Source organism: Stenotrophomonas sp. GL_101 (assembly GCF_057835675.1).
Window position 1 is genome coordinate 1,814,937 of the sequence record NZ_CM174432.1, and the last position, 19,789, is coordinate 1,834,725.

Below are 19,789 nucleotides of genomic sequence, written 5' to 3' on the forward strand. Positions count from 1 at the left end.
TGTTCATTTGCATGAATGAAGCGCCAGCCAACGGTCCAGTTCGGCGGCGAACGCCTGCCGGTCGCGCGGGCCCAGCGGCGGCGGCCCGCCGGTCTGCACGCCCGCCCCGCGCAGTTCCTCCATGAAATTGCGCATCGACAGGCGCTCGGCCATGTTGTCGGGGGTGTACAGCTGGCCGCGCGGGTTCAGCGCCACGGCCTGCTTTTCAGCACCAGCGCGGCCAAGGGGATGTCCTGGGTCACCACCAGATCGCCGGCGGCGACCCGTTCGACGATGGCGCTGTCGGCCACGTCCAGTCCCGCAGGCACCTGCACGAAGCGGATGACGCGCGAGGGCGGGATGCGCAGCCAGTGGTTGGCGACCAGGGTCAGCGGGATCTTCACGCGCTCGGCGGCGCGGAACAGGATCTCCTTGATCACGCCGGGGCAGGCGTCGGCGTCGACCCAGATGTGGGGATGGGCAGAACTTGAATCGGGCATTTGGCTGATCTTAAGGTAGGAAAATTCTGAATAGGGGGGGCTGAAATCGTGTAAGATTGACCAATCCCTTGTCGCGTCAGGCGGGACAAGGGAATGAATGAATAAATTGGCTATCGCTTTTTCGGTAAAACACGAGTATCGTCCCCTCACTGTGTTTGCTAGGGTCACCGTGAATCGTGGCCTGGTGCAGTTGATCTCACGATCTGCTCATCGATCCGCTTTACCAACGCCTGCAACTCAGTCTCGGCCCCGATTCCGGGAGCCGCGATTTTTCCAACTTATGTTTCAGGAGTTAGTACATGTCTGATCGTCAGACCGGCACTGTCAAGTGGTTCAACGACGCCAAGGGCTTCGGCTTCATCACCCCGGAAAGCGGCCCGGACCTCTTCGTCCACTTCCGCGCCATCCAGGGCACCGGCTTCAAGTCGCTGCAGGAAGGCCAGAAGGTCACCTTCGTCGCCGTCCAGGGCCAGAAGGGTATGCAGGCTGATCAGGTGCAGGCGGCCTAATAGGCCCCCCGCTACCGTCAGGTTGCAATGAAACGCCGGGAGCGAAAGCTCCTGGCGTTTTTTTATGGGCGTTTCCTGGTGCCGTTTGGGTATGCCGGCCGCGAAGGAACTCGGCTTGAGGACGGCAAGGTAAAACCCGCTTCATCTGGTCTGCCAGCATTGTGGCCACGCAGGCGTGGGTGCGAGGAGCGTCACCACCAACGGTGGTGACCTACCTTGGTGCGGCCATCGATGCGCGCACGCCCACGCCAACCATCGACGTGCGCCGTTGCGCTCAACAAGCCGAGCCCCTTGGTGGCCGGCAGGCCCTTGGCAAAATAAAGGAGGAGGTCGGCGCCGGAGGCGTCGACCGGGGGACATTTGCACAAGGGTCTGCCGGCCACCAAGGGGCCCCGGACGCGCGCGTTGTCGCCAAGCGAAGACGCACCCGCTCGCTGCTGTCGCCCGTTGTGGGAAAGGGCCTGCCGATGCCCACGCGCACCTTGCTGATAACGTCATCCATCACCGTCGCCGGTTACGATCACGCTTTGACCTACCGGACCCGTCGATGATCAAGGTGCACCATCTGGACCACTCGCGCTCGCTGCGCGTGCTGTGGATGCTGGAAGAACTCGGCCTGCCTTACCAGGTGGTCAACTACCAGCGCGATCGGACGACCTGGCTGGCGCCGCAGTCGCTGCGCGACATCCACCCGCTGGGCAAGTCACCGGTGCTGCAGGACGATGCCCTGGTACTGGCCGAGTCCGGTGCCATTCTGGAGTACTTGGCCGACCGCTACGACAGCGCCCGCCAGCTCTCGCCCGAACCGCTGCCGGCGCAGGCCCCGGAAAAGCTGCGCTACCGCTACTGGATGCATTACGCCGAAGGCTCGGCGATGCCGCCGCTGCTGATGAGCCTGGTGTTCGCGCGGGTGCGCAAGGCGCCGATGCCGTTCTTCGCCAAGCCGATCGCCCGCGGCATCGTCGACAAGGTGATGAAGGGCTTTGTCGGCCCGCAGCTCAAACTGCACCTGGCATGGATGGAGCGCGAGCTGGGGTCGTCGCCGTGGTTTGCCGGCGAGCGCTTCACTGCCGCCGATATCCAGATGAGCTTCCCGATCCAGGCGGCCGCGTCGCGTGCCGGCAGCATGGACGCCTACCCCAAGCTGCAGGGCTTCCTGCAACGCATCGAGCAGCGCCCGGCCTATCAGCGCGCCAGCGAGCGCGGCGGCGCGCTGGATCTTGGCGCTGGCGCCGCCTGAGCTTGCGGGGGCGTCGCGGCGCCCCCAGATAGGCGGCATGAATACCGACCTGCTGCGCTTCGACAACCGTTTCATTGCTGAACTGCCCGGCGATCCGGAAACCGGCGCGCGCGTGCGCGAGGTGCGCGGCGCGGCATGGTCGTCGGTGCTGCCCACTCCCGTCGCCGACCCGCGCGTGCTGGCCATCTCGGCCGACGTCGCCGCGCAGCTTGGTTTCGGTGCGGACCTGCTGGACAGCGCGGACTTCCCGCGCGTGTTCGGTGGCAACGCGCTGTATGCCGGCATGCAGCCCTGGGCGGCCAACTATGGTGGCCATCAATTCGGGCATTGGGCCGGCCAACTGGGCGATGGCCGCGCGATTTCGCTGGGCGAACTGCTGGCCGCCGATGGCGCGCGCTGGGAGCTGCAGTTGAAAGGGGCCGGGCGCACGCCGTATTCGCGCGGTGCCGATGGCCGTGCCGTGCTGCGTTCGTCGATCCGCGAATTCCTGTGCAGCGAGGCCATGCACCATCTCGGCGTTCCCACCACCCGTGCGTTGAGCCTGGTCGGCACCGGCGACCGCGTGGTCCGTGACATGTTCTACGACGGCAATGCGAAGCCCGAACCGGGCGCGATCGTATGCCGCGTGGCACCGTCGTTCATCCGCTTCGGCACGTTCGAGCTGCCGGCGTCGCGCGCTGATCACACCTTGCTGCGCGCGCTGGCCGATGTCTGCATCGCACGCGACTTCCCGGCCTTGGCCGATCTGGGCGACAGCCGCCACGCCGAGTGGTTCGCGCAGGTATGCGAACGCACCGCCCGGATGGTGGCGCACTGGATGCGGGTCGGCTTCGTGCATGGGGTGATGAACACCGACAACATGTCCATTCTCGGCCTGACCATCGACTACGGGCCGTATGGCTGGGTGGACGACTACGACCCCGACTGGACCCCCAACACCACCGATGCGCAAGGCCGGCGCTACCGCTTCGGCACCCAGCCGCAGGTGGCGTACTGGAACCTGACCCGCCTGGCCCAGGCGCTGGCGCCACTGTTCGACGACGCCACGCCACTGCAGGATGGACTGGCGCGGTTCCAGCGCGTGCATGGCCAGTGCGAACGCGAGGACATCGCCGCCAAGTTCGGGCTGGACCAGTGTCGCGACGAGGATGTGGCGATGATGGCCGCCTGGCTGCAGATCCTGCAGGACGGCGAGATGGACATGACCTTGGCCTTCCGGGGGCTGATGCAGCTGGATCCGGTCGCACCGTCGCTGTCGGTGTTGGACGCGGCGTTCTACAGCGACGCACGACGCCAGGCGGTGCTGCCCGAACTGCAGGCCTGGCTGCAGCACTACGCCGCCAGGCTGCGCGGCGATCCGCTGGATGGGCAGGCCAGGTGGCAGCGCATGGAGCGCGCCAACCCGCTGTACGTGCTGCGCAACTGGCTGGCACAGGAGGCGATCGAGCAGGCCGAGCAGGGCGACCTCAGCGGCGTGCACACCTTGTTGGAGGTGCTGAGGCAGCCGTATTCGCAGCAGCCCGGGCGCGACCATTACGCCGGCAAGCGCCCGCACTGGGCGCGTGACAAAGCCGGCTGCTCGATGCTGTCCTGCAGTTCGTGAACAGGCCCATGGGTGGGGCATTCGCGTTGCCGGGGTAAACTGTGCCACCCCCTGCGCTGTGCCGACCATGACCGATTCCACCGCTGCGCCTGCCTGGGCCTCGCGCCTGCGTGACGTCGCCGATTTCCCCAAGCCGGGCATCCTGTTCAAGGACATCATGCCGCTGCTGGCCGATGGCGAGGATTTCGCCGCAGCGGTCGATGCCATGGTCGCCCCCTGGCGCGATGCCGGCCTGCAGGCGGTGATGGGTATCGAGTCGCGCGGCTTCATCCTGGGCGCGGCGATGGCCCGGGTGCTGGGCGTGGGCTTCGTGCCGGTGCGCAAGCCGGGCAAGCTGCCGGGCCGCACGCTCAAGCAGGACTACACGCTGGAATACCGCACCGACAGCATCGAAGTGCATGCCGATGCCTTGCCGGCCGGCGCGCGCGTGCTGGTGGTCGATGACGTGCTGGCCACGGGCGGCACGTTGCTGGCAGCGTTGTCGCTGGCCCGGCAGTTGCAGGTTGAGGTGGTGGGCGCGGCCGTGCTGGTGGAACTGGCGGGGCTGGGCGGGCGCGAGCGCTGGGACACCGGCGTGCCGCTGTTGGCGAACCTGGTGTATTGAGCGTAGCGCCGACCGTTGGTCGGCTGTACGGGTAGGCAGCCGACCAACGGTCGGCCCTGCGCTATGCAGCCGACCAACGGTCGGCTCTACCGTTGCGTTACATCGGGCGCACGCGGAAACGACGGCCCTTGATCTTGCCCGCTTCCAATCGCGCGATCGCCTTGCCGACGTGCTCGCGGGCAATGGCCACATACGAACGCGTGGCGTAGATATCGATCTTGCCGATCACCTTGGCCGACAACCCGGCCTCACCGGTCAGTGCGCCGAGGATATCGCCCGGGCGCAGCTTGTCGGTCTTGCCGCCGTCGATGCGCAGGGTTTCCATCGCAGCCTGCGGCAGCACCGCCGGGCGGGCGGTGGCCAGTGGCGTCTTCTGCCAGTCCAGCGGCTTGCCCAGTGCCGCTTCCAATGCGTCGGCGCGGTTGCGTTCGCGGCCGGTCACCAGGCTGATCGCCAACCCGGAAGCACCGGCACGGCCGGTGCGGCCCACGCGATGCTGGTAGGTCTCGATATCGGTGGGCAGTTCGTAGTTGATCACGGCCGCCAGGTCCTGCACGTCCAGCCCACGCGCGGCCACGTCGCTGGCCACCAGCACGTTGCAGCTGCGGTTGGCGAAGCGCACCAGTACTTCATCGCGGTCGCGCTGCTCCATTTCGCCATGCAGGGGCAGGGCGGAGAAGCCGAACTGCTGCAGCGAAATGGCCACGTCATCCACGTCGCGGCGGGTGTTGCAGAACACGACCGTCGATTCGGGGGTGTACTTCAGCAGCAGGCCGGCCAGCGCCTTCTGCTTGCTGGCCAGGTCGACCTCGCAGAACAGGTGGTGGATCGCCGGGGCATGGTCGGCACCTTCGACGGTAACCTCGACCGGATCGCGCAGCAGTTCGCGCGCGATGGCGCGGATTTCGTCGGGGTAGGTCGCCGAGAACAACAGCGTCTGCCGGTCCTTGCTGGTGCGGCCGGCAATTTCGCGGATGGGTTCTTCAAAGCCCATGTCGAGCATGCGGTCGGCTTCGTCCAGCACCAGCGTGGTCACTCCGCCCAGCTTCAGCACGCGCTTGCGTCCCAGTTCCTGGATGCGTCCGGGCGTGCCCACCACCACATGCGGGTCGTGCGCTTCCAGCGAGGCCAGCTGCGGCGCCAGCGGCATGCCACCGGTGAGCACCACCAGTTTCAGGTTGGGGATGCCGGTGGCCAGCTTGCGGATCTGCTTGCCGACCTGGTCGGCCAGTTCGCGGGTCGGGCACAGTACCAGGGCCTGGGCGCGGATCACCGCCGGATCCAGCGCCTGCAGCAGGCCCAGCCCGAACGCGGCGGTCTTGCCACTACCGGTAGGGGCCTGGGCGATCAGATCGCGGCGCTCGAGGATGGCCGGCAGGCTCTGCGCCTGCACGGGGGTCATCTGGGTATAGCCCAGCGCGTCGATGCCCGCCGCCAGCGAGGCCGACAGGGGCAGTTCGGAGAATTCGTTCATGGCGCATTCTACCCGCTGCGCCGCTCGCCGGGCGGGGTGCCGGCATGGCTCAGTCCAGATCCAGCGCCCGCAACCCCTCCATCAGGGCGGTGTACTGGGCGTAGCTGAGCTCGCCCACGCTGTCGCTGAGATCCAGTATCACGCTGTGGAACCAGGGGTTGGGATGGGTGATGTCCTGGTCCCAGCGCACCGCAACGGGGGCGCCCAGTACCCGATGCACCAGATCGAGCAGGTCATCTTCGGCTTCATCCACCGCACCGTAGCGCTCCAGCACCCGTCGGTACGGCATGTGCAGGCGGCTGCGATCAACCGGGGCGATGCGCTCACGCTTCATCGCTGAAGTGTTGCATGCAACCGGCGCTCATCCCAGCAGCGCATGCACGCCCAGGTTGATGCCCAGGCCACCGGCCAGCAGCCAGCCAAACAGCAGCAAGGCCAGCAGCAGCGGCTTCATGCCGGCCTCGCGCAGCGCCGACACGTGGGTGGTCAGGCCGAGCGCGGCCATCGCCATCGCCAGCAGCACCGTATCCAGGTCGATCGCTGCATTCACCACTGTCGAAGGCAGCAGCTGCAGCGAATTGACCCCGGCCACCGCCACGAAGCCGAAGGCGAACCACGGCACCACGATCTTCGCCCGGCTGCCGCCCGTCGTTGCAGGCTGCCCGCGCGCCAGCAGCAGCGACAGCGCCACCAGGAACGGCGCCAGCATCATCACCCGCACCATCTTGGCGATCACCGCCGTGTCGGCCGCCGCGGCGCTGACCGCGCGGCCGGCGGCGACCACCTGGGCTACTTCGTGCACCGTCGAACCGGTGAACACCCCGTATGCCGAAGCATTCATCGGCACCCAGCCCTGCGCCAGGTTGAGCTGGTACAGCAGCGGGTACAGGAACATCCCCAGCGTGCCGAACACCACCACCGTCGATACCGCCACGGTGACCTGCTCGGCACGCCCGCGCACCACCGGTTCGGCCGCCATCACCGCCGCGGCGCCACAGATCGAACTGCCGGCGCCGATCAACAGCGCGCTGTTGCGGTCGATCCCGAACCAGCGGGTGCCGGCCCACCAAGCCAGGCCAAACGTACTGACCAGCACCAGCGCGTCGATCAGCACCCCTGCCACGCCTACCTGAGCGATGTCCTGGAAGGTCAGGCGCAGCCCATACAGCACGATGCCGGCGCGCAGCAGCCACTGCTTGGAGAACCCCACGCCGGCAGCGGCGGCCGGTGCCAGCGGCCGATACAGGCTGTTGCCGAGCACCATGCCGAGCACGATCGCCAGGGTGAGCGCGCTGATCCCGTGCGACTGCAGCCAGGGCACGGTGGCCAGCGCCATCGACGCGGCGGCGACCACCGCGGTGAGCAGCAGGCCCGGCACGTGGCCGCGCCAGCGCTGGCGGGCAGTGGGCGAGAGCAGGGCGGGGAGGGACACATTCACGGCAGATCTCCAACGGGACAGATGCCAGCCTGCGCCGCCTCGATAAACCTGTAAAACGAATTGTTTACATAATTTCAACCTGATTTATGGGTTAATTGAGGAATGCATCTCAGTCTTCGCCAGTGGCAGGTTTTCGTGGCCATCGCCGAGGCCGGCACCACCGCGGCCGCTGGCGAACGGCTGGCGCTGTCGCAGTCGGCCTCCAGCGCTGCCCTCAATGAACTGGAAACGCAGCTGCCCGCGCCGCTGTTCGACCGCATCGGCCGGCGGCTGGTGCTCAACGCACACGGTCGCGCGCTGCTGGGGCCGGCGCGCGCGTTGCTGGTGGCCGCTACCGAGCTGGAGGCCGAGGCCGGCGTCGGCCGCTCTACCGCCGGGCTCCCGCTGCAACTGCGCATCGGCGCCAGCACCACCATCGGCAACTACCTGCTGCCAACCCGGGTCGCCGCCCTGCTGGCCGCCAACCCGCAGGCGCAGGTGGACCTGCGCATCGGCAACAGCGCCGAGGTGGTGGCGGCGGTGCAGCGGCTGGAAGTGGACCTGGGCCTGATCGAAGGGCCCTGTCACGAGAGCGGCCTGCAGGTGCTGCCGTGGCAACGCGATGCACTGGTGATCGTCGCGGCCACCCACTCGCCACTGGCCAACCCCGCCAGTCTGTCGTCGCTGGCGGCGGCACGCTGGCTGCTGCGCGAACCGGGCTCGGGCACCCGCGAGGCGGTGGAGCAGGCGCTGCTGCCGCACCTGCACCACTTTGTCCGCGCGATGCAGCTGGGCAGCACCGAGGCGATCAAGCAGGCGGCCGCGGCCGGCATGGGGCTGGCCTGCCTGTCACGGCATGCGGTGGCCGACCTGGTCGCGCTGGGGACGCTGCGCATCCTGGACACACCGCTGCCGCCGCTGTCACGCCAGCTGTGGGTGGTGCGCCACCCCGGCAAGCGCGTGCCACCCCCGCTGGCTGAACTGCTGGCGCTGCCAGCGGATGTTTTTGCACAGGGTTGAGCGACGCCGGATGCCGCCAGACCGTACAATGGTCGGATGCCTCTGATTACTCTGCAAAACGTCGACTTCAGCGTCGGCGGCCCCTTGTTGCTGGAAAAAGCCGAATTGTCGATCGAGCCGGGCGAGCGTATCGCCCTGATCGGGCGCAATGGCGCCGGCAAATCGACCCTGCTCAAACTGCTGTCCGGCGACCACAAGCCCGACGACGGTGAAGTCCGCGTGCAACAGGGGGTGCGCATCACCCGGCTGGAGCAGGAGGTGCCGCATGGCGCCGCCGGCAGCGTGTTCGACGTCGTCGCCGAAGGCCTGGGCGAGCTCGGCCAGTGGCTGGCCGAATTCCATCATCTGAGCGTCGCCGAAGAATTCGACGGCGATGCGCTGTCGGCCGTGCAGGCCAAGATCGATGGCGCCAACGGCTGGGGCCTGGACCAGCGCGTCAGCGAAACCCTGACCAAGCTTGACCTGGATGGCGATGCCGAATTCGGCCGCCTGTCCGGCGGCATGAAGCGCCGCGTGCTGCTCGGCCGCGCGCTGGTGTCCGCACCGGACCTGCTGCTGCTGGACGAACCGACCAACCACCTGGACATCGAAGCCATCGACTGGCTGGAAATGTTCCTCAAGAACTGGAACGGCAGCGTGGTCTTTGTGACCCATGACCGTCGCTTCCTGCGCGCGCTGGCCACTCGTATCGTCGAGATCGACCGTGGCCAGGTCACCAGCTGGCCAGGCGACTGGGCCAACTACGAACGCCGCCGCGAGGAGCGTCTGAACGCGCAGGCACAGGAAAACGCCCGTTTCGACAAACTGCTGGCGCAGGAAGAAATCTGGATCCGCCAGGGCATCAAGGCCCGCCGTACCCGCGATGAAGGGCGGGTGCGCCGGCTCAAGGCGATGCGCAACGAGCGCTCGGATCGGCGCGAGCTCGGCGGCAACGTGCGCATGGAAGCGGCGCAGGCGGAGAACTCCGGCAAGAAGGTCATCGACGTCAAGGACATCTCTTTCGCCTTCGGCGAGCGGAGGATGGTCAAGGATTTCAACACCGTCATCCTGCGCGGCGACCGCATCGGCCTGATCGGCCCCAACGGCAGCGGCAAGACCACGCTGCTGAAGCTGCTGCTGGGTGACCTGCAGCCGCAGAGCGGTGAAGTGCGCGCCGGCACCAACCTGCAGATCGCCTATTTCGACCAGTACCGTGCGGTGCTGCGCGAAGACTGGACCGCGATCGAGAACGTGGCCGAAGGCCGCGATTTCATCGAGTTCAACGGCAAGCGCAAGCACGTGCATGCCTACCTGCAGGATTTCCTGTTCTCGCCCGAGCGCGCGCGCGCGCCGATCACCCGCCTGTCCGGTGGCGAGCGCAACCGCCTGCTGCTGGCCAAGCTGTTCGCGCAGCCGTCCAACCTGCTGGTGATGGATGAACCGACCAACGACCTGGACGTGGAAACGCTGGAGCTGCTTGAAGAGCTGCTGAGCGACTATGCCGGCACCCTCCTGCTGGTCAGCCATGACCGCGACTTCCTCGACAACGTGGTCACCTCCACGATGGTGATGGAAGGCGATGGCGTGGTGGGCGAGTACGTGGGCGGCTACAGCGACTGGCAGCGCCAGGCCGCGCGCGTGGCGGCAGCGGCCGCCGCCGCACCGGTGGTGGCGGGCAAGCCGGCCACCGCGGTTGCCGCAGCCCCGGCTGAAGCGGCGGCCGCCAAGCGCAAGCTGAGCTACAAGGATGCGCGCGAGCTGGAACAGCTGCCGCTGAAGATCGAAACGCTGGAAAAGGACGTCGAGGGCCTGAGCGCGGCGATGAACGACCCCGCGTTCTACCAGCGCAGCGCACCGGACATGGCCGCCCACAACGAAAAGCTGGGCAAGGTGCAGGCTGAGCTGGATGCCGCGTATGCGCGCTGGCAGGAGCTGGACGCCTGAGGCACAGCGCCGGGCTCTGCCCGGCGTGCGTCAGGGGTTGGTGACGCCCGATGGAGCAGCCGACCGTTGGTCGGCTCCAGGGCCGCGTAGAGCCGACCGTTGGTCGGCTGCACGTAACCTTGGCTGCACACGATTTCCCGGCGAAGCGCAGCCGACCAACGGTCGGCTCTACTTCAGGCCGTGCAGGTCCCGCAACTGGCTGGGCCGGGACCCGAAATACGCGGCCAGGTCGGCGATGTCCTGATCGCTCAGGTCGGTCGCCTGCGGGGTCATCAGCGCGTGCTGGCGGTCTCCCGCGCGGTAGGCCTGCAACGCATGCGCCAGGTAATCCCCGTACTGCCCACCCAGCTTCGGGTAGCTCGGGTCGATCGGCTTGTTGCCGTCGGCACCATGGCAGTCGATGCAGCTTTGACCGGTGGCTTTGCCCTTGACCTGGGCGCGGGCTTCACCGGCAGCGATGCGGCCGGCCGGCAGGCCAGCGGACGAACCGGATCCGTGCTCGCCACTGGCGTGGCCCGGATCGGCGGCGGAATCTGCACTGTTTTCCACCTGCGACTGCGAACAGGCAGCCAGCAGCAGGGCAACGGACAGGGCGATGGCATAACGCTTGAAGGGCGCGGCTTTCGTCATGGGCGGTGCTTACTTGACGGTGGACAGGTAAACAGCGAGATCGGCGATCTCCTGTTCGCTGAAACTCATGGACTGCGCCTGCATCGTGGGATGCCTGCGCTTGCCCTGGCGGTATTCGCTCAGCGCCTGGCTGAGGTACTGCTGGGTCTGCCCGCCGATCTTGGGCACCCGGTAGCTGGGGTAGGCGTTCTTGTAGCCGGTGATGCCGTGGCACCCCTGGCAGGTGTAAGCGAGCACACGCCCGTTGTCCAAGCTCCCGGTGAGGGCGACAGGGGCAGGCGCGGCAGGGGCGGGAACAGGTGCTGCGGGTACTGCTGGAGCAGTTGCGGCCTGTGCGGCGGCCCCGAGGGGCAGGAGGACGGCCAGAAGACAAGCGGCGAGCGGCTGCGAGCGCATGATGTCCTTTCCGGTGTACGGGTCTGGTCGTTCCGGCGTGGGGTACGGAACTGGCCCGAGTATAGCCTGCGTTTTCATCTTGCTGAAACCGGGGCGGTGAGCGGGCGCCGCAGGTCACCATGACCTTTGGGATATGGTGTAGTCGTGACGTGGTGCATTACTTTGCTACCACACCTGCCCACGCATCCCTCAGGGACCTGACGATGTCGCGAAACTCCTTCCTGCACGGCCGCACCGGAACCTGCGCCGCTGCTCTGTTGATGACTTCCTGCCTGCTGCTCAGCGGCTGTGGCGCCGGCGGCGGTAGTGCCGAAGCGCAAGCGGCGGAAAAGGATCCCAAGGCCGAAAAGGCCGTCGAGGCCGTACCGGTCGAGGCCGTCGCCGCGACCCGTCGCGCGGTCGCCGCCAGTTACACCGGCACGGCGGCGCTGGAAGCGCGCGCCGAATCGCAGGTGGTGGCCAAGACCTCCGGCGTGGCACTGGCCGTGCTGGTCGAAGAGGGCCAGGCGGTCCGTGCCGGACAGCCGCTGGTGCGGCTGGACCCGGACCGCGCGCGCCTGGCCGTCGCGCAGAGCGAGGCGGTGATGCGCAAGCTGGAGAACAACTTCCAGCGTGCGCAGAAGCTGGTGGGCCAGCAGATGGTCAGCATCGAGAATGTCGACCAGATCCGCTACGACCTGGAAAACGCCCGTGCGCAGTACCGCCTGGCCACGCTTGAGCTGTCCTACACTACGGTGGTCGCGCCGATCGCCGGAGTGATCGCCTCACGTTCGATCAAGACCGGCAACTTCGTGCAGATCAACACGCCGATCTTCCGCATCGTCGACAACTCGCGCCTGGAAGCCACCCTCAACGTGCCCGAGCGCGAACTGTCCACCCTGCGTGCCGGGCAACCGGTGACGTTGCTGGCCGATGCGTTGCCGGGCAAGTCGTTCCCCGGCGTGGTCGATCGCATTTCCCCGGTGGTCGATGCCGGCAGCGGCACCTTCCGCGTGGTCAGCGGCTTCGGCGAAGATGCCGCCGGCCTGCAGCCGGGCATGTTTGGCCGCATCCGCATCGATTACGACCAGCGCGCCGATGCGCTGGTGGTGCCGCGCCTGGCGCTGCTCGACGATGGCGAACCGGCGGTGTTCCGCGTGCGCGACGGCAAGGTGGCGCGCGTGCGGGTCACGCTGGGCTACGCCGAGGGCCCCTGGGTGGAAATCCGCGAGGGACTGGCCGCTGGCGACCAGGTGGTGACTGCCGGCAAGGTGGCGTTGCGTGACGGGACAGCCGTGCAGGTGATCGGCGCCAAGCCGGTGGCCAATGCCGCCGCGCCGGCAAAGAAGGCGGAGAGCCGCCAATGACCTCGGCCGGCAACGACCACGGCAACGACCCGCACCACGGCGATCGACCGGGCGCCCATGGCGGCGGCCTGGTGGAGTTCGCCACCCGCCGTCGCGTCACCATCGCCATGTGCACGGTGACGCTGATGCTGTTCGGCTTCATCGCGCTGGGCAACCTCAAGGTCAACCTGCTGCCCGACCTGAGCTATCCCACCCTGACCGTGCGCACCGAGTACACCGGTGCGGCACCGACCGAAATTGAAACCCTGATCAGCGAACCGGTCGAAGAGGCCGTGGGCGTGGTCAAGAACCTGCGCAAGCTCAAGTCGGTCTCGCGTACCGGGCAGAGCGACGTGGTGCTGGAGTTTGCCTGGGGCACCAACATGGACCAGGCCAGCCTGGAAGTGCGCGACAAGATGGAAGCGCTGAACCTGCCGCTGGAGGCCAAGGCCCCGGTGCTGCTGCGCTTCAATCCGTCCACCGAACCGATCATGCGCCTGGTGATCTCGGCCAAGCATGATCCGGGGTCCGATGCCGATGCGGTGCGCCAGCTCACCGAGCTGCGCCGCTATGCCGATGAAGACCTGAAGAAGAAGCTGGAGCCAGTGGCCGGCGTGGCCGCGGTCAAGGTGGGCGGCGGCCTGGAAGACGAGATCCAGGTCGACATCGACCAGCAGAAGCTGGCCCAGCTCAACCTGCCGATCGACAACGTCATCAAGCGGCTCAAGGAAGAGAACATCAACATTTCCGGCGGCCGCCTGGAAGAAGGGTCGCAGCGTTTCCTGGTGCGCACCGTCAACCAGTTCGCCGACCTGGACGACATCCGCAACCTGCTGGTCACCACCCAGGGCAGCAACGGCAGTGCCGCCGACGCGGCCATGCAGCAGATGTTCGCGATTGCCGCGTCGACCGGCTCCGATGCCGCCGTCGCTGCGGCCTCGGCCGCGCAGAGTGCTTCCAGCAGCAGCTCCTCCACGATTGCAAACGGCATACCGGTGCGGCTGAAGGATGTCGCCAGCGTACGCCAGGGGTACAAGGAGCGCGAGGCGATCATCCGCCTGGGCGGCAAGGAAGCGGTCGAGCTGGCGATCTACAAGGAAGGCGACGCCAACACCGTGGCCACCGCAGAAGCACTGCGCACCCGCCTGGAGCAGATCAAGGCGCAGGTGCCCGGCGATGCCGAACTGACCACCATCGAAGACCAGTCGCGCTTCATCGAGCACGCCATCAGCGACGTCAAGAAAGATGCGGTGATCGGCGGCCTGCTGGCGATCCTGATCATCTTCCTGTTCCTGCGCGATGGCTGGAGCACGTTCGTGATCAGCCTGTCGCTGCCGGTCTCGATCATCACCACGTTTTTCTTCATGGGCCAGATGGGCCTGAGCCTCAACGTGATGTCGCTGGGCGGCCTGGCGTTGGCCACCGGCCTGGTGGTGGATGATTCGATCGTGGTGCTGGAGAGCATCGCCAAGGCCCGCGAACGCGGCCTGGGCATCCTGCAGGCCGCCATTGCCGGCACCCGCGAAGTGAGCATGGCCGTGGTCGCCTCCACCCTGACCACCATCGCGGTGTTCCTGCCGCTGGTGTTCGTGGATGGCATCGCCGGCCAGCTGTTCCGCGACCAGGCGTTGACCGTGGCCATTGCCATTGCGATTTCGCTGCTGGTGTCGATGACCCTGATCCCCATGCTGAGTTCGCTCAAGGGGCGCCCGCCGCTGGCTTTCCCGGAAGAACCCGCGCACGACCCGTGGCAGCCGCAGCACCGCTGGCTCAAGCCGGTGGCCGGTGGTCGCCGTGGCATCGGCGCACTGGTGCGCTGGAGCTTCTTTGCGGTGGCCTGGACGATCATCCGGATATGGCGGGGTGTGGTGGCCGTGGTCGGACCAGTGATGCGCAAGGCCAGTGACGTGGCGATGAAGCCCTATGCCGGGGCCGAACGTGGCTACCTCAAGCTGCTGCCGGGGGCCTTGCACCATCCAGGCAAGGTGCTAGGCCTGGCCGCGCTGGCGTTCGTGCTGACCATGGCGCTGGTACCGATGCTGGGTGCGGACCTGATCCCGCAGCTGGCCCAGGATCGTTTTGAAATGACCGCCAAGCTGCCGGCCGGTACGCCGCTCAAGCAAACCGATGCGCTGGTCCGTGAGCTGCAGCTGGGGCATGCCAAGGACGCGCAGATCGCCTCGCTGTACGGTGTCAGCGGTAGCGGCACGCGGCTGGATGCCAGCCCGACCGAAAGCGGTGAGAACATCGGCAAGCTGACCGTGGTGATGGCCGGTGGTGGTGATGCACGCACCGAGGCTGCGATCACCGAACGCCTGCGCGACTCGATGAAGCAGCACCCGGGTGTGCAGGTCGATTTCGCGCGGCCGGCGTTGTTCAGTTTCTCCACCCCACTGGAAGTGGAGCTGCGCGGCCAGGACATGGCGACGCTGGAACATGCCGGGCAGGCATTGGCCGCGATGCTGCGCAACAACCCGCACTACGCCGACGTCAAATCCACCGTTGAAGAGGGCTTCCCGGAAATCCAGATCCGCTTCGACCAGGAGCGTGCCGGTGCGCTGGGCCTGACCACGCGGCAGATTGCCGATGTGGTGGTCAAGAAGGTGCGTGGCGATGTGGCCACCCGCTACAGCTTCCGCGACCGCAAGATCGACGTGCTGGTGCGTGCCCAGGAAGGTGACCGCGCCAGCGTGGACAGCATCCGGCGCCTGATCGTCAACCCGGGCAGCAGTCGTCCGGTCACCCTGGATGCGGTGGCAGAGGTGGTGGCCACCAACGGCCCCAGTGAGATCCACCGTGCCGACCAGACCCGCGTTGCGGTGGTCTCGGCCAACCTGCGCGACATCGACCTGGGCGGCGCGGTACGCGAAGTGCAGGACATGGTCGGCAAGCAGCCGCTGGGTGCCGGGGTGGGCATGCACATCGGTGGGCAGGGCGAGGAACTGGCCGAATCGGCACGCTCGCTGATCTTCGCCTTCGGCCTGGCGATCTTCCTGGTCTACCTGGTGATGGCCTCGCAGTTCGAATCGCTGCTGCACCCGTTCGTCATCCTGTTCACCATCCCGCTGGCGCTGGTCGGTGCGATCCTGGCGCTGATGCTGACCGGCAAGCCGATCTCGGTGGTGGTGTTCATCGGATTGATCCTGCTGGTGGGCCTGGTGACCAAGAACGCGATCATCCTGATCGACAAGGTCAACCAGCTGCGCGAGTCCGGCGTACCCAAGCAGGAGGCACTGGTGGAAGGCGCGCGCTCGCGCCTGCGGCCAATCATCATGACCACTTTGTGCACGCTGTTCGGCTTCCTGCCGCTGGCCGTAGCGATGGGCGAGGGCGCCGAAGTGCGCGCGCCGATGGCGATCACCGTGATCGGTGGCCTGCTGGTGTCCACCCTGCTGACCCTGGTGGTGATCCCGGTGGTGTATGACCTGCTTGATCGGCGCGGCGATGCCTACTACCGCGAACGTGGTCGCACGCATGCCGGGAGGACCGCGCCGGTGCACACCGCTGCTGGCGGTGATGACGCACAGGAGCCGGCATGAGCGTCGCCGAGTTCTCCATCCGTCGCCCCATCACCACCATCATGTGTTTCATCTCGCTGGTGGTGGTTGGCCTGATCGCCTCGTTCCGGCTGCCGCTGGAAGCGCTGCCGGACATTTCCGCGCCGTTCCTGTTCGTGCAGGTGCCCTACACCGGCTCCACTCCGGAAGAGGTGGAACGCAACATCATCCGCCCGACCGAAGAAGCGCTGGCGACCATGACCGGGATCAAGCGCATGCGCTCCTCGGCCACCTCCGAAGGCGCCAGCATCTTCATCGAGTTCACCGACTGGGACCGCGACATCGCCATCGCCGCGTCCGACGCGCGCGAGCGCATCGATGCGATCCGCAGCGACCTGCCCGACGACCTGCAGCGCTACAGCGTGTTCAAGTGGTCCAGCAGCGACGATCCGGTGCTGAAGGTGCGCCTGGCCAGCAGCACCGACCTGACCGGCGCGTACGACATGCTCGACCGCGAGTTCAAACGGCGCATCGAGCGCATTCCCGGCGTGGCCCGGGTGAACATCTCCGGCGCGCCGCCGAACGAAGTGGAAATCGCGATCAGCCCGGACCGGTTGACCGCGCACAACCTGAGCATCAACGAGCTCAGCGACCGCCTGCGTACGCTGAACTTCTCGATCTCTGCCGGGCAGATCGACGACAACGGCCAACGCGTGCGCATCCAGCCGATCGGTGAAATCACCGACCTGCAGGAGCTGCGCGACCTGGTGATCGACACCAAGGGCCTGCGCCTGGGCGACATCGCCGAGATCCGGCTCAAGCCCAGCCGCATGAACTACGGCCGTCGCCTGGACGGCAATCCGGCGGTCGGCCTGGACATCTACAAGGAACGCAGCGCCAACCTGGTGGAGGTATCGCGCGCGGCGCTGGCCGAGGTGGAATCCATCCGCACGCAGCCTTCGATGCGCGATGTGCAGATCAAGGTCATCGACAACCAGGGCAAGATGGTCACCTCCTCGCTGCTGGAGCTGGCCGAAGCGGGCGCGGTCGGCCTGCTGTTGTCGATCACGGTGCTGTTCTTCTTCCTGCGCCATTGGCCGTCCACGCTGATGGTGACGCTGGCGATCCCGATCTGCTTCGTGGTCACCCTGGGCTTCATGTATTTCGTCGGGGTCACCCTCAACATCCTGACCATGATGGGCCTGCTGCTGGCCGTGGGCATGCTGGTGGACAACGCGGTGGTGGTGGTGGAGAGCATCTACCAGGAACGCGAGCGCATGCCCGATCAGCCGGTACAGGCGTCGATCATCGGCACCCGCAACGTGGCCATCGCGCTGAGCGCCGGCACGCTGTGCCATTGCATCGTGTTCGTGCCCAACCTGTTTGGCGAAACCAACAACATCAGCATCTTCATGTCGCAGATCGCGATCACCATTTCGGTGTCGCTGCTGGCGTCCTGGCTGGTGGCCGTCAGCCTGATCCCGATGTTGTCCGCGCGCATGCAGACACCCAAGCTGGTGCATTCCGACTCCGGGGTGATCGCGCGGTTGCAGCGGCGCTATGCGCGCCTGCTGCAATGGACCCTGGAACACCGCGGCTGGAGCGTGTTCGGCATACTGATGGTGGTGCTGATCAGCCTGGTGCCGATGAAGCTGACCAAAATCGACATGTTCGGTGGCGAGGGCGGCCATGAAGTCTTCATCGGCTACAACTGGAAGGGCGCTTTCACCTACGGTCAGATGTCCGACGAGGTCGCGCGGGTCGAGCGCTACCTGGAAGTGAACCGCGAGAGGCTGCACATCATCCAGGTCTATTCCTGGTACAGCGAGCAGGAAGGCAGCAGTACCACGGTGACCTTCGACCCCAAGCACGCCGACAACCTGCCGGCCGTGCAGGAAGCGCTGCGCAAGGGGCTGCCGCGCTCGGCACGTGCCGACTACATCGTCGGCAACCAGGGCGGTGACGGCGGTGGCAGCGGCAACCAGTCGGTGCAGGTGCAGCTGGTCGGTGACTCGACCAAGATGCTGCAGGAGATCGGCGAGGAGGTGGTGCCGTTGCTGGCCCAGCGCAAGGAGCTGCGCGATGTGCGTATCGACAACGGCGAGAAGGGCAGCGAGCTGGCCGTGCATGTCGACCGCGAGCGTGCGGCGGCATTCGGGTTCAATGCCGAGCAGGTGGCCAGTTTCGTCGGCCTGGCCCTGCGTGGCGCACCGCTGCGCGAGTTCCGTCGTGGTGACAGCGAGGTGCCGGTCTGGGTGCGTTTTGCCGGCGCCGAGCAAAGCAGCCCGGAGGACCTGGCCAGCTTCACCGTGCGCACCGGTGATGGTCGCTCGGTCCCGCTGCTGAGCCTGGTCGATGTGTCGATCAAACCCGCCGCCACGCAGATCGGCCGCACCAACCGCCAGACCACGTTGACCATCAAGGCCAACCTGGCCGAGAAGATCACCGCACCGGAAGCGCGCAAGGCGATGGAGGAGACGCTCAAGCCGATGAGCTTCCCGGCCGGCTACACCTTCACCTTCGATGGCGGCGACTATGGCGACGACAACGAGGCGATGCAGCAGATGCTGTTCAACCTGCTGATCGCGCTGGTGATGATCTACGTGGTGATGGCGGCGGTATTCGAGTCGCTGCTGTTCCCGGCGGCGATCATGAGTGGCGTGCTGTTCTCGATCTTCGGCGTATTCTGGCTGTTCTGGCTGACCGGTACCTCGTTCGGGATCATGTCCTTCATCGGCATCCTGGTGTTGATGGGGGTGGTGGTGAACAACGGCATCGTCATGATCGAGCACATCAACAACCTGCGCCGGCGTGGGGTGGGACGTACCCAGGCACTGGTGGAAGGCTCACGCGAACGCCTGCGCCCGATCATGATGACCATGGGCACGGCGATCCTGGCGATGGTGCCGATTTCGCTGACCGACACCCAGCTGCTCGGCAACGGCCCGCCGTACTACCCGATGGCCCGTGCCATCGCCGGTGGCCTGGCGTTCTCCACGGTGGTCAGCCTGCTGTTCCTGCCGACCATCTACGCGATGCTCGATGACATGAGCAGTGCGGTGTCGCGGATCGTCCGCCGCGCGCGTGGACTGCCGCCCAAGGATGCGGTAATCACCCCCGCGTAGAGCCGACCGTTGGTCGGCTGCAGACAATCACGGAAGAAGAACGCCTCGATTCCATCAGGAATCGAGGCGCTTTCTTGTTTCTTCTGCCCGTTGAGAGGATGGATTCGTTTCAACCGGCTGCAGCAGCGAGCGGGTGCGTCTTCGATTGCGTGCAGCGCGAGCGTCCGGGGCCCCTTGGCGGCCGGCAGGCCCTTGGTGCAAATGTCCCCCGGCCGCCTGTGGCGGCCTCCTCCTTGATTTTGCCCAAGGACCTGCCGGCCGCCAAGGGGCTCGGCGTGCGGAAAGCAGAGGCACAGTGCAATGCGAGGGCATGCTTGGCTGGGATCAGCGTCACCACCAACGGTGGTGACCTACCCGTGGGTATCGGTGCCCGCGTGTCGAGAACCACCGTGAACCCATGCATCCACGCCATGCGTGGATACCGCTCCTGGCGCACCGCAAGCCGAGCCGCTGGGCGGCCGGCAGATCCTTGGCAAAATAAAGGAGGATGCCGTCGCCGCAGGCGTCGGCCGGGGGACATTTGCACAAGGGTCTGCCGGCCGCCTAG

The 19,789-nt window shown here is 66.7% G+C and carries 14 protein-coding genes and 1 pseudogene; 9 read left to right on the plus strand and 6 right to left on the minus strand.

Translation table 11 applies throughout. The features are described 5' to 3' along the window. Positions 1-3: 3 nt before the first annotated feature. Positions 4-479: pseudogene (locus AC3IR9_RS08220) on the minus strand (YaiI/YqxD family protein). A 299-nt stretch (positions 480-778) separates the two neighbouring features. Between AC3IR9_RS08220 and AC3IR9_RS08225 the strand changes: the two are divergent. The 4 genes from AC3IR9_RS08225 to AC3IR9_RS08240 all read left to right on the plus strand — a co-directional run bounded on the left by AC3IR9_RS08225 (position 779) and on the right by AC3IR9_RS08240 (position 4,435). Further along, positions 779-988: a cold-shock protein gene (locus tag AC3IR9_RS08225; protein ID WP_145477885.1), complete on the plus strand. Its 210-nt coding sequence runs from the start codon at positions 779-781 to the stop codon at positions 986-988. Positions 989-1,535: 547 nt separating this feature from the next. After that, a complete protein-coding gene (locus AC3IR9_RS08230) occupies positions 1,536-2,228 on the plus strand; it encodes a glutathione S-transferase (protein WP_489295247.1) in 693 nt (230 codons plus the stop codon). 37 nt (positions 2,229-2,265) lie between these two features. Further along, positions 2,266-3,831: a protein adenylyltransferase SelO gene (locus AC3IR9_RS08235; protein ID WP_489295248.1), complete on the plus strand. Its 1,566-nt coding sequence runs from the start codon at positions 2,266-2,268 to the stop codon at positions 3,829-3,831. Between the two features lie 67 nt (positions 3,832-3,898). Continuing rightward, on the plus strand, positions 3,899-4,435 hold the full coding sequence (locus tag AC3IR9_RS08240) for an adenine phosphoribosyltransferase (RefSeq protein WP_489295249.1): 537 nt from the start codon (positions 3,899-3,901) through the stop codon (positions 4,433-4,435). Positions 4,436-4,532: 97 nt separating this feature from the next. Here AC3IR9_RS08240 and dbpA read toward each other — a convergent pair whose 3' ends face one another. Genes dbpA through AC3IR9_RS08255 form a run of 3 tightly spaced genes read right to left on the minus strand, consistent with a single transcriptional unit; the run spans position 4,533 to position 7,347 of the window. Then, positions 4,533-5,909 (minus strand): ATP-dependent RNA helicase DbpA, encoded by a 1,377-nt coding sequence (dbpA, locus tag AC3IR9_RS08245; RefSeq protein WP_489295250.1) that lies wholly within the window; start codon positions 5,907-5,909, stop codon positions 4,533-4,535. A 49-nt stretch (positions 5,910-5,958) separates the two neighbouring features. Continuing rightward, positions 5,959-6,243 (minus strand): hypothetical protein, encoded by a 285-nt coding sequence (locus AC3IR9_RS08250; RefSeq protein ID WP_489295251.1) that lies wholly within the window; start codon positions 6,241-6,243, stop codon positions 5,959-5,961. Positions 6,244-6,270: 27 nt separating this feature from the next. Next, positions 6,271-7,347: a YeiH family protein gene (locus AC3IR9_RS08255; RefSeq protein ID WP_489295252.1), complete on the minus strand. Its 1,077-nt coding sequence runs from the start codon at positions 7,345-7,347 to the stop codon at positions 6,271-6,273. 102 nt (positions 7,348-7,449) lie between these two features. Here AC3IR9_RS08255 and AC3IR9_RS08260 point away from each other — a divergent pair, with 102 nt between their 5' ends. Both AC3IR9_RS08260 and AC3IR9_RS08265 read left to right on the plus strand, forming a co-directional pair. Then, the gene (locus AC3IR9_RS08260) at positions 7,450-8,346 is read left to right on the plus strand and encodes a LysR family transcriptional regulator (RefSeq protein WP_489295253.1); all 897 of its coding nucleotides are present in this window, start codon (positions 7,450-7,452) and stop codon (positions 8,344-8,346) included. A 36-nt stretch (positions 8,347-8,382) separates the two neighbouring features. Then, positions 8,383-10,269, plus strand: coding sequence for an ATP-binding cassette domain-containing protein (locus AC3IR9_RS08265; protein WP_489295254.1), 1,887 nt, complete (start codon positions 8,383-8,385; stop codon positions 10,267-10,269). A gap of 168 nt (positions 10,270-10,437) precedes the next feature. Here the strand turns inward: AC3IR9_RS08265 and AC3IR9_RS08270 are convergent, their stop codons facing one another. Further along, positions 10,438-10,899: a c-type cytochrome gene (locus AC3IR9_RS08270; RefSeq protein ID WP_489295255.1), complete on the minus strand. Its 462-nt coding sequence runs from the start codon at positions 10,897-10,899 to the stop codon at positions 10,438-10,440. 9 nt (positions 10,900-10,908) lie between these two features. Beyond that, a complete protein-coding gene (locus AC3IR9_RS08275; RefSeq protein WP_489295256.1) occupies positions 10,909-11,295 on the minus strand; it encodes a c-type cytochrome in 387 nt (128 codons plus the stop codon). Between the two features lie 203 nt (positions 11,296-11,498). Here AC3IR9_RS08275 and AC3IR9_RS08280 point away from each other — a divergent pair, with 203 nt between their 5' ends. Genes AC3IR9_RS08280 through AC3IR9_RS08290 form a run of 3 tightly spaced genes read left to right on the plus strand, consistent with a single transcriptional unit; the run spans position 11,499 to position 19,242 of the window. Beyond that, the gene (locus AC3IR9_RS08280; RefSeq protein WP_489295257.1) at positions 11,499-12,641 is read left to right on the plus strand and encodes an efflux RND transporter periplasmic adaptor subunit; all 1,143 of its coding nucleotides are present in this window, start codon (positions 11,499-11,501) and stop codon (positions 12,639-12,641) included. Beyond that, positions 12,638-16,159 (plus strand): efflux RND transporter permease subunit, encoded by a 3,522-nt coding sequence (locus tag AC3IR9_RS08285; RefSeq protein ID WP_489295258.1) that lies wholly within the window; start codon positions 12,638-12,640, stop codon positions 16,157-16,159. Before AC3IR9_RS08280 ends, AC3IR9_RS08285 begins: the two co-directional genes overlap by 4 nt. After that, positions 16,156-19,242 carry an efflux RND transporter permease subunit gene (locus AC3IR9_RS08290; protein WP_489295259.1) on the plus strand — a complete coding sequence of 1,029 codons (3,087 nt, stop codon included), beginning with the start codon at positions 16,156-16,158 and terminating at the stop codon, positions 19,240-19,242. Before AC3IR9_RS08285 ends, AC3IR9_RS08290 begins: the two co-directional genes overlap by 4 nt. Positions 19,243-19,789 lie beyond the last annotated feature (547 nt).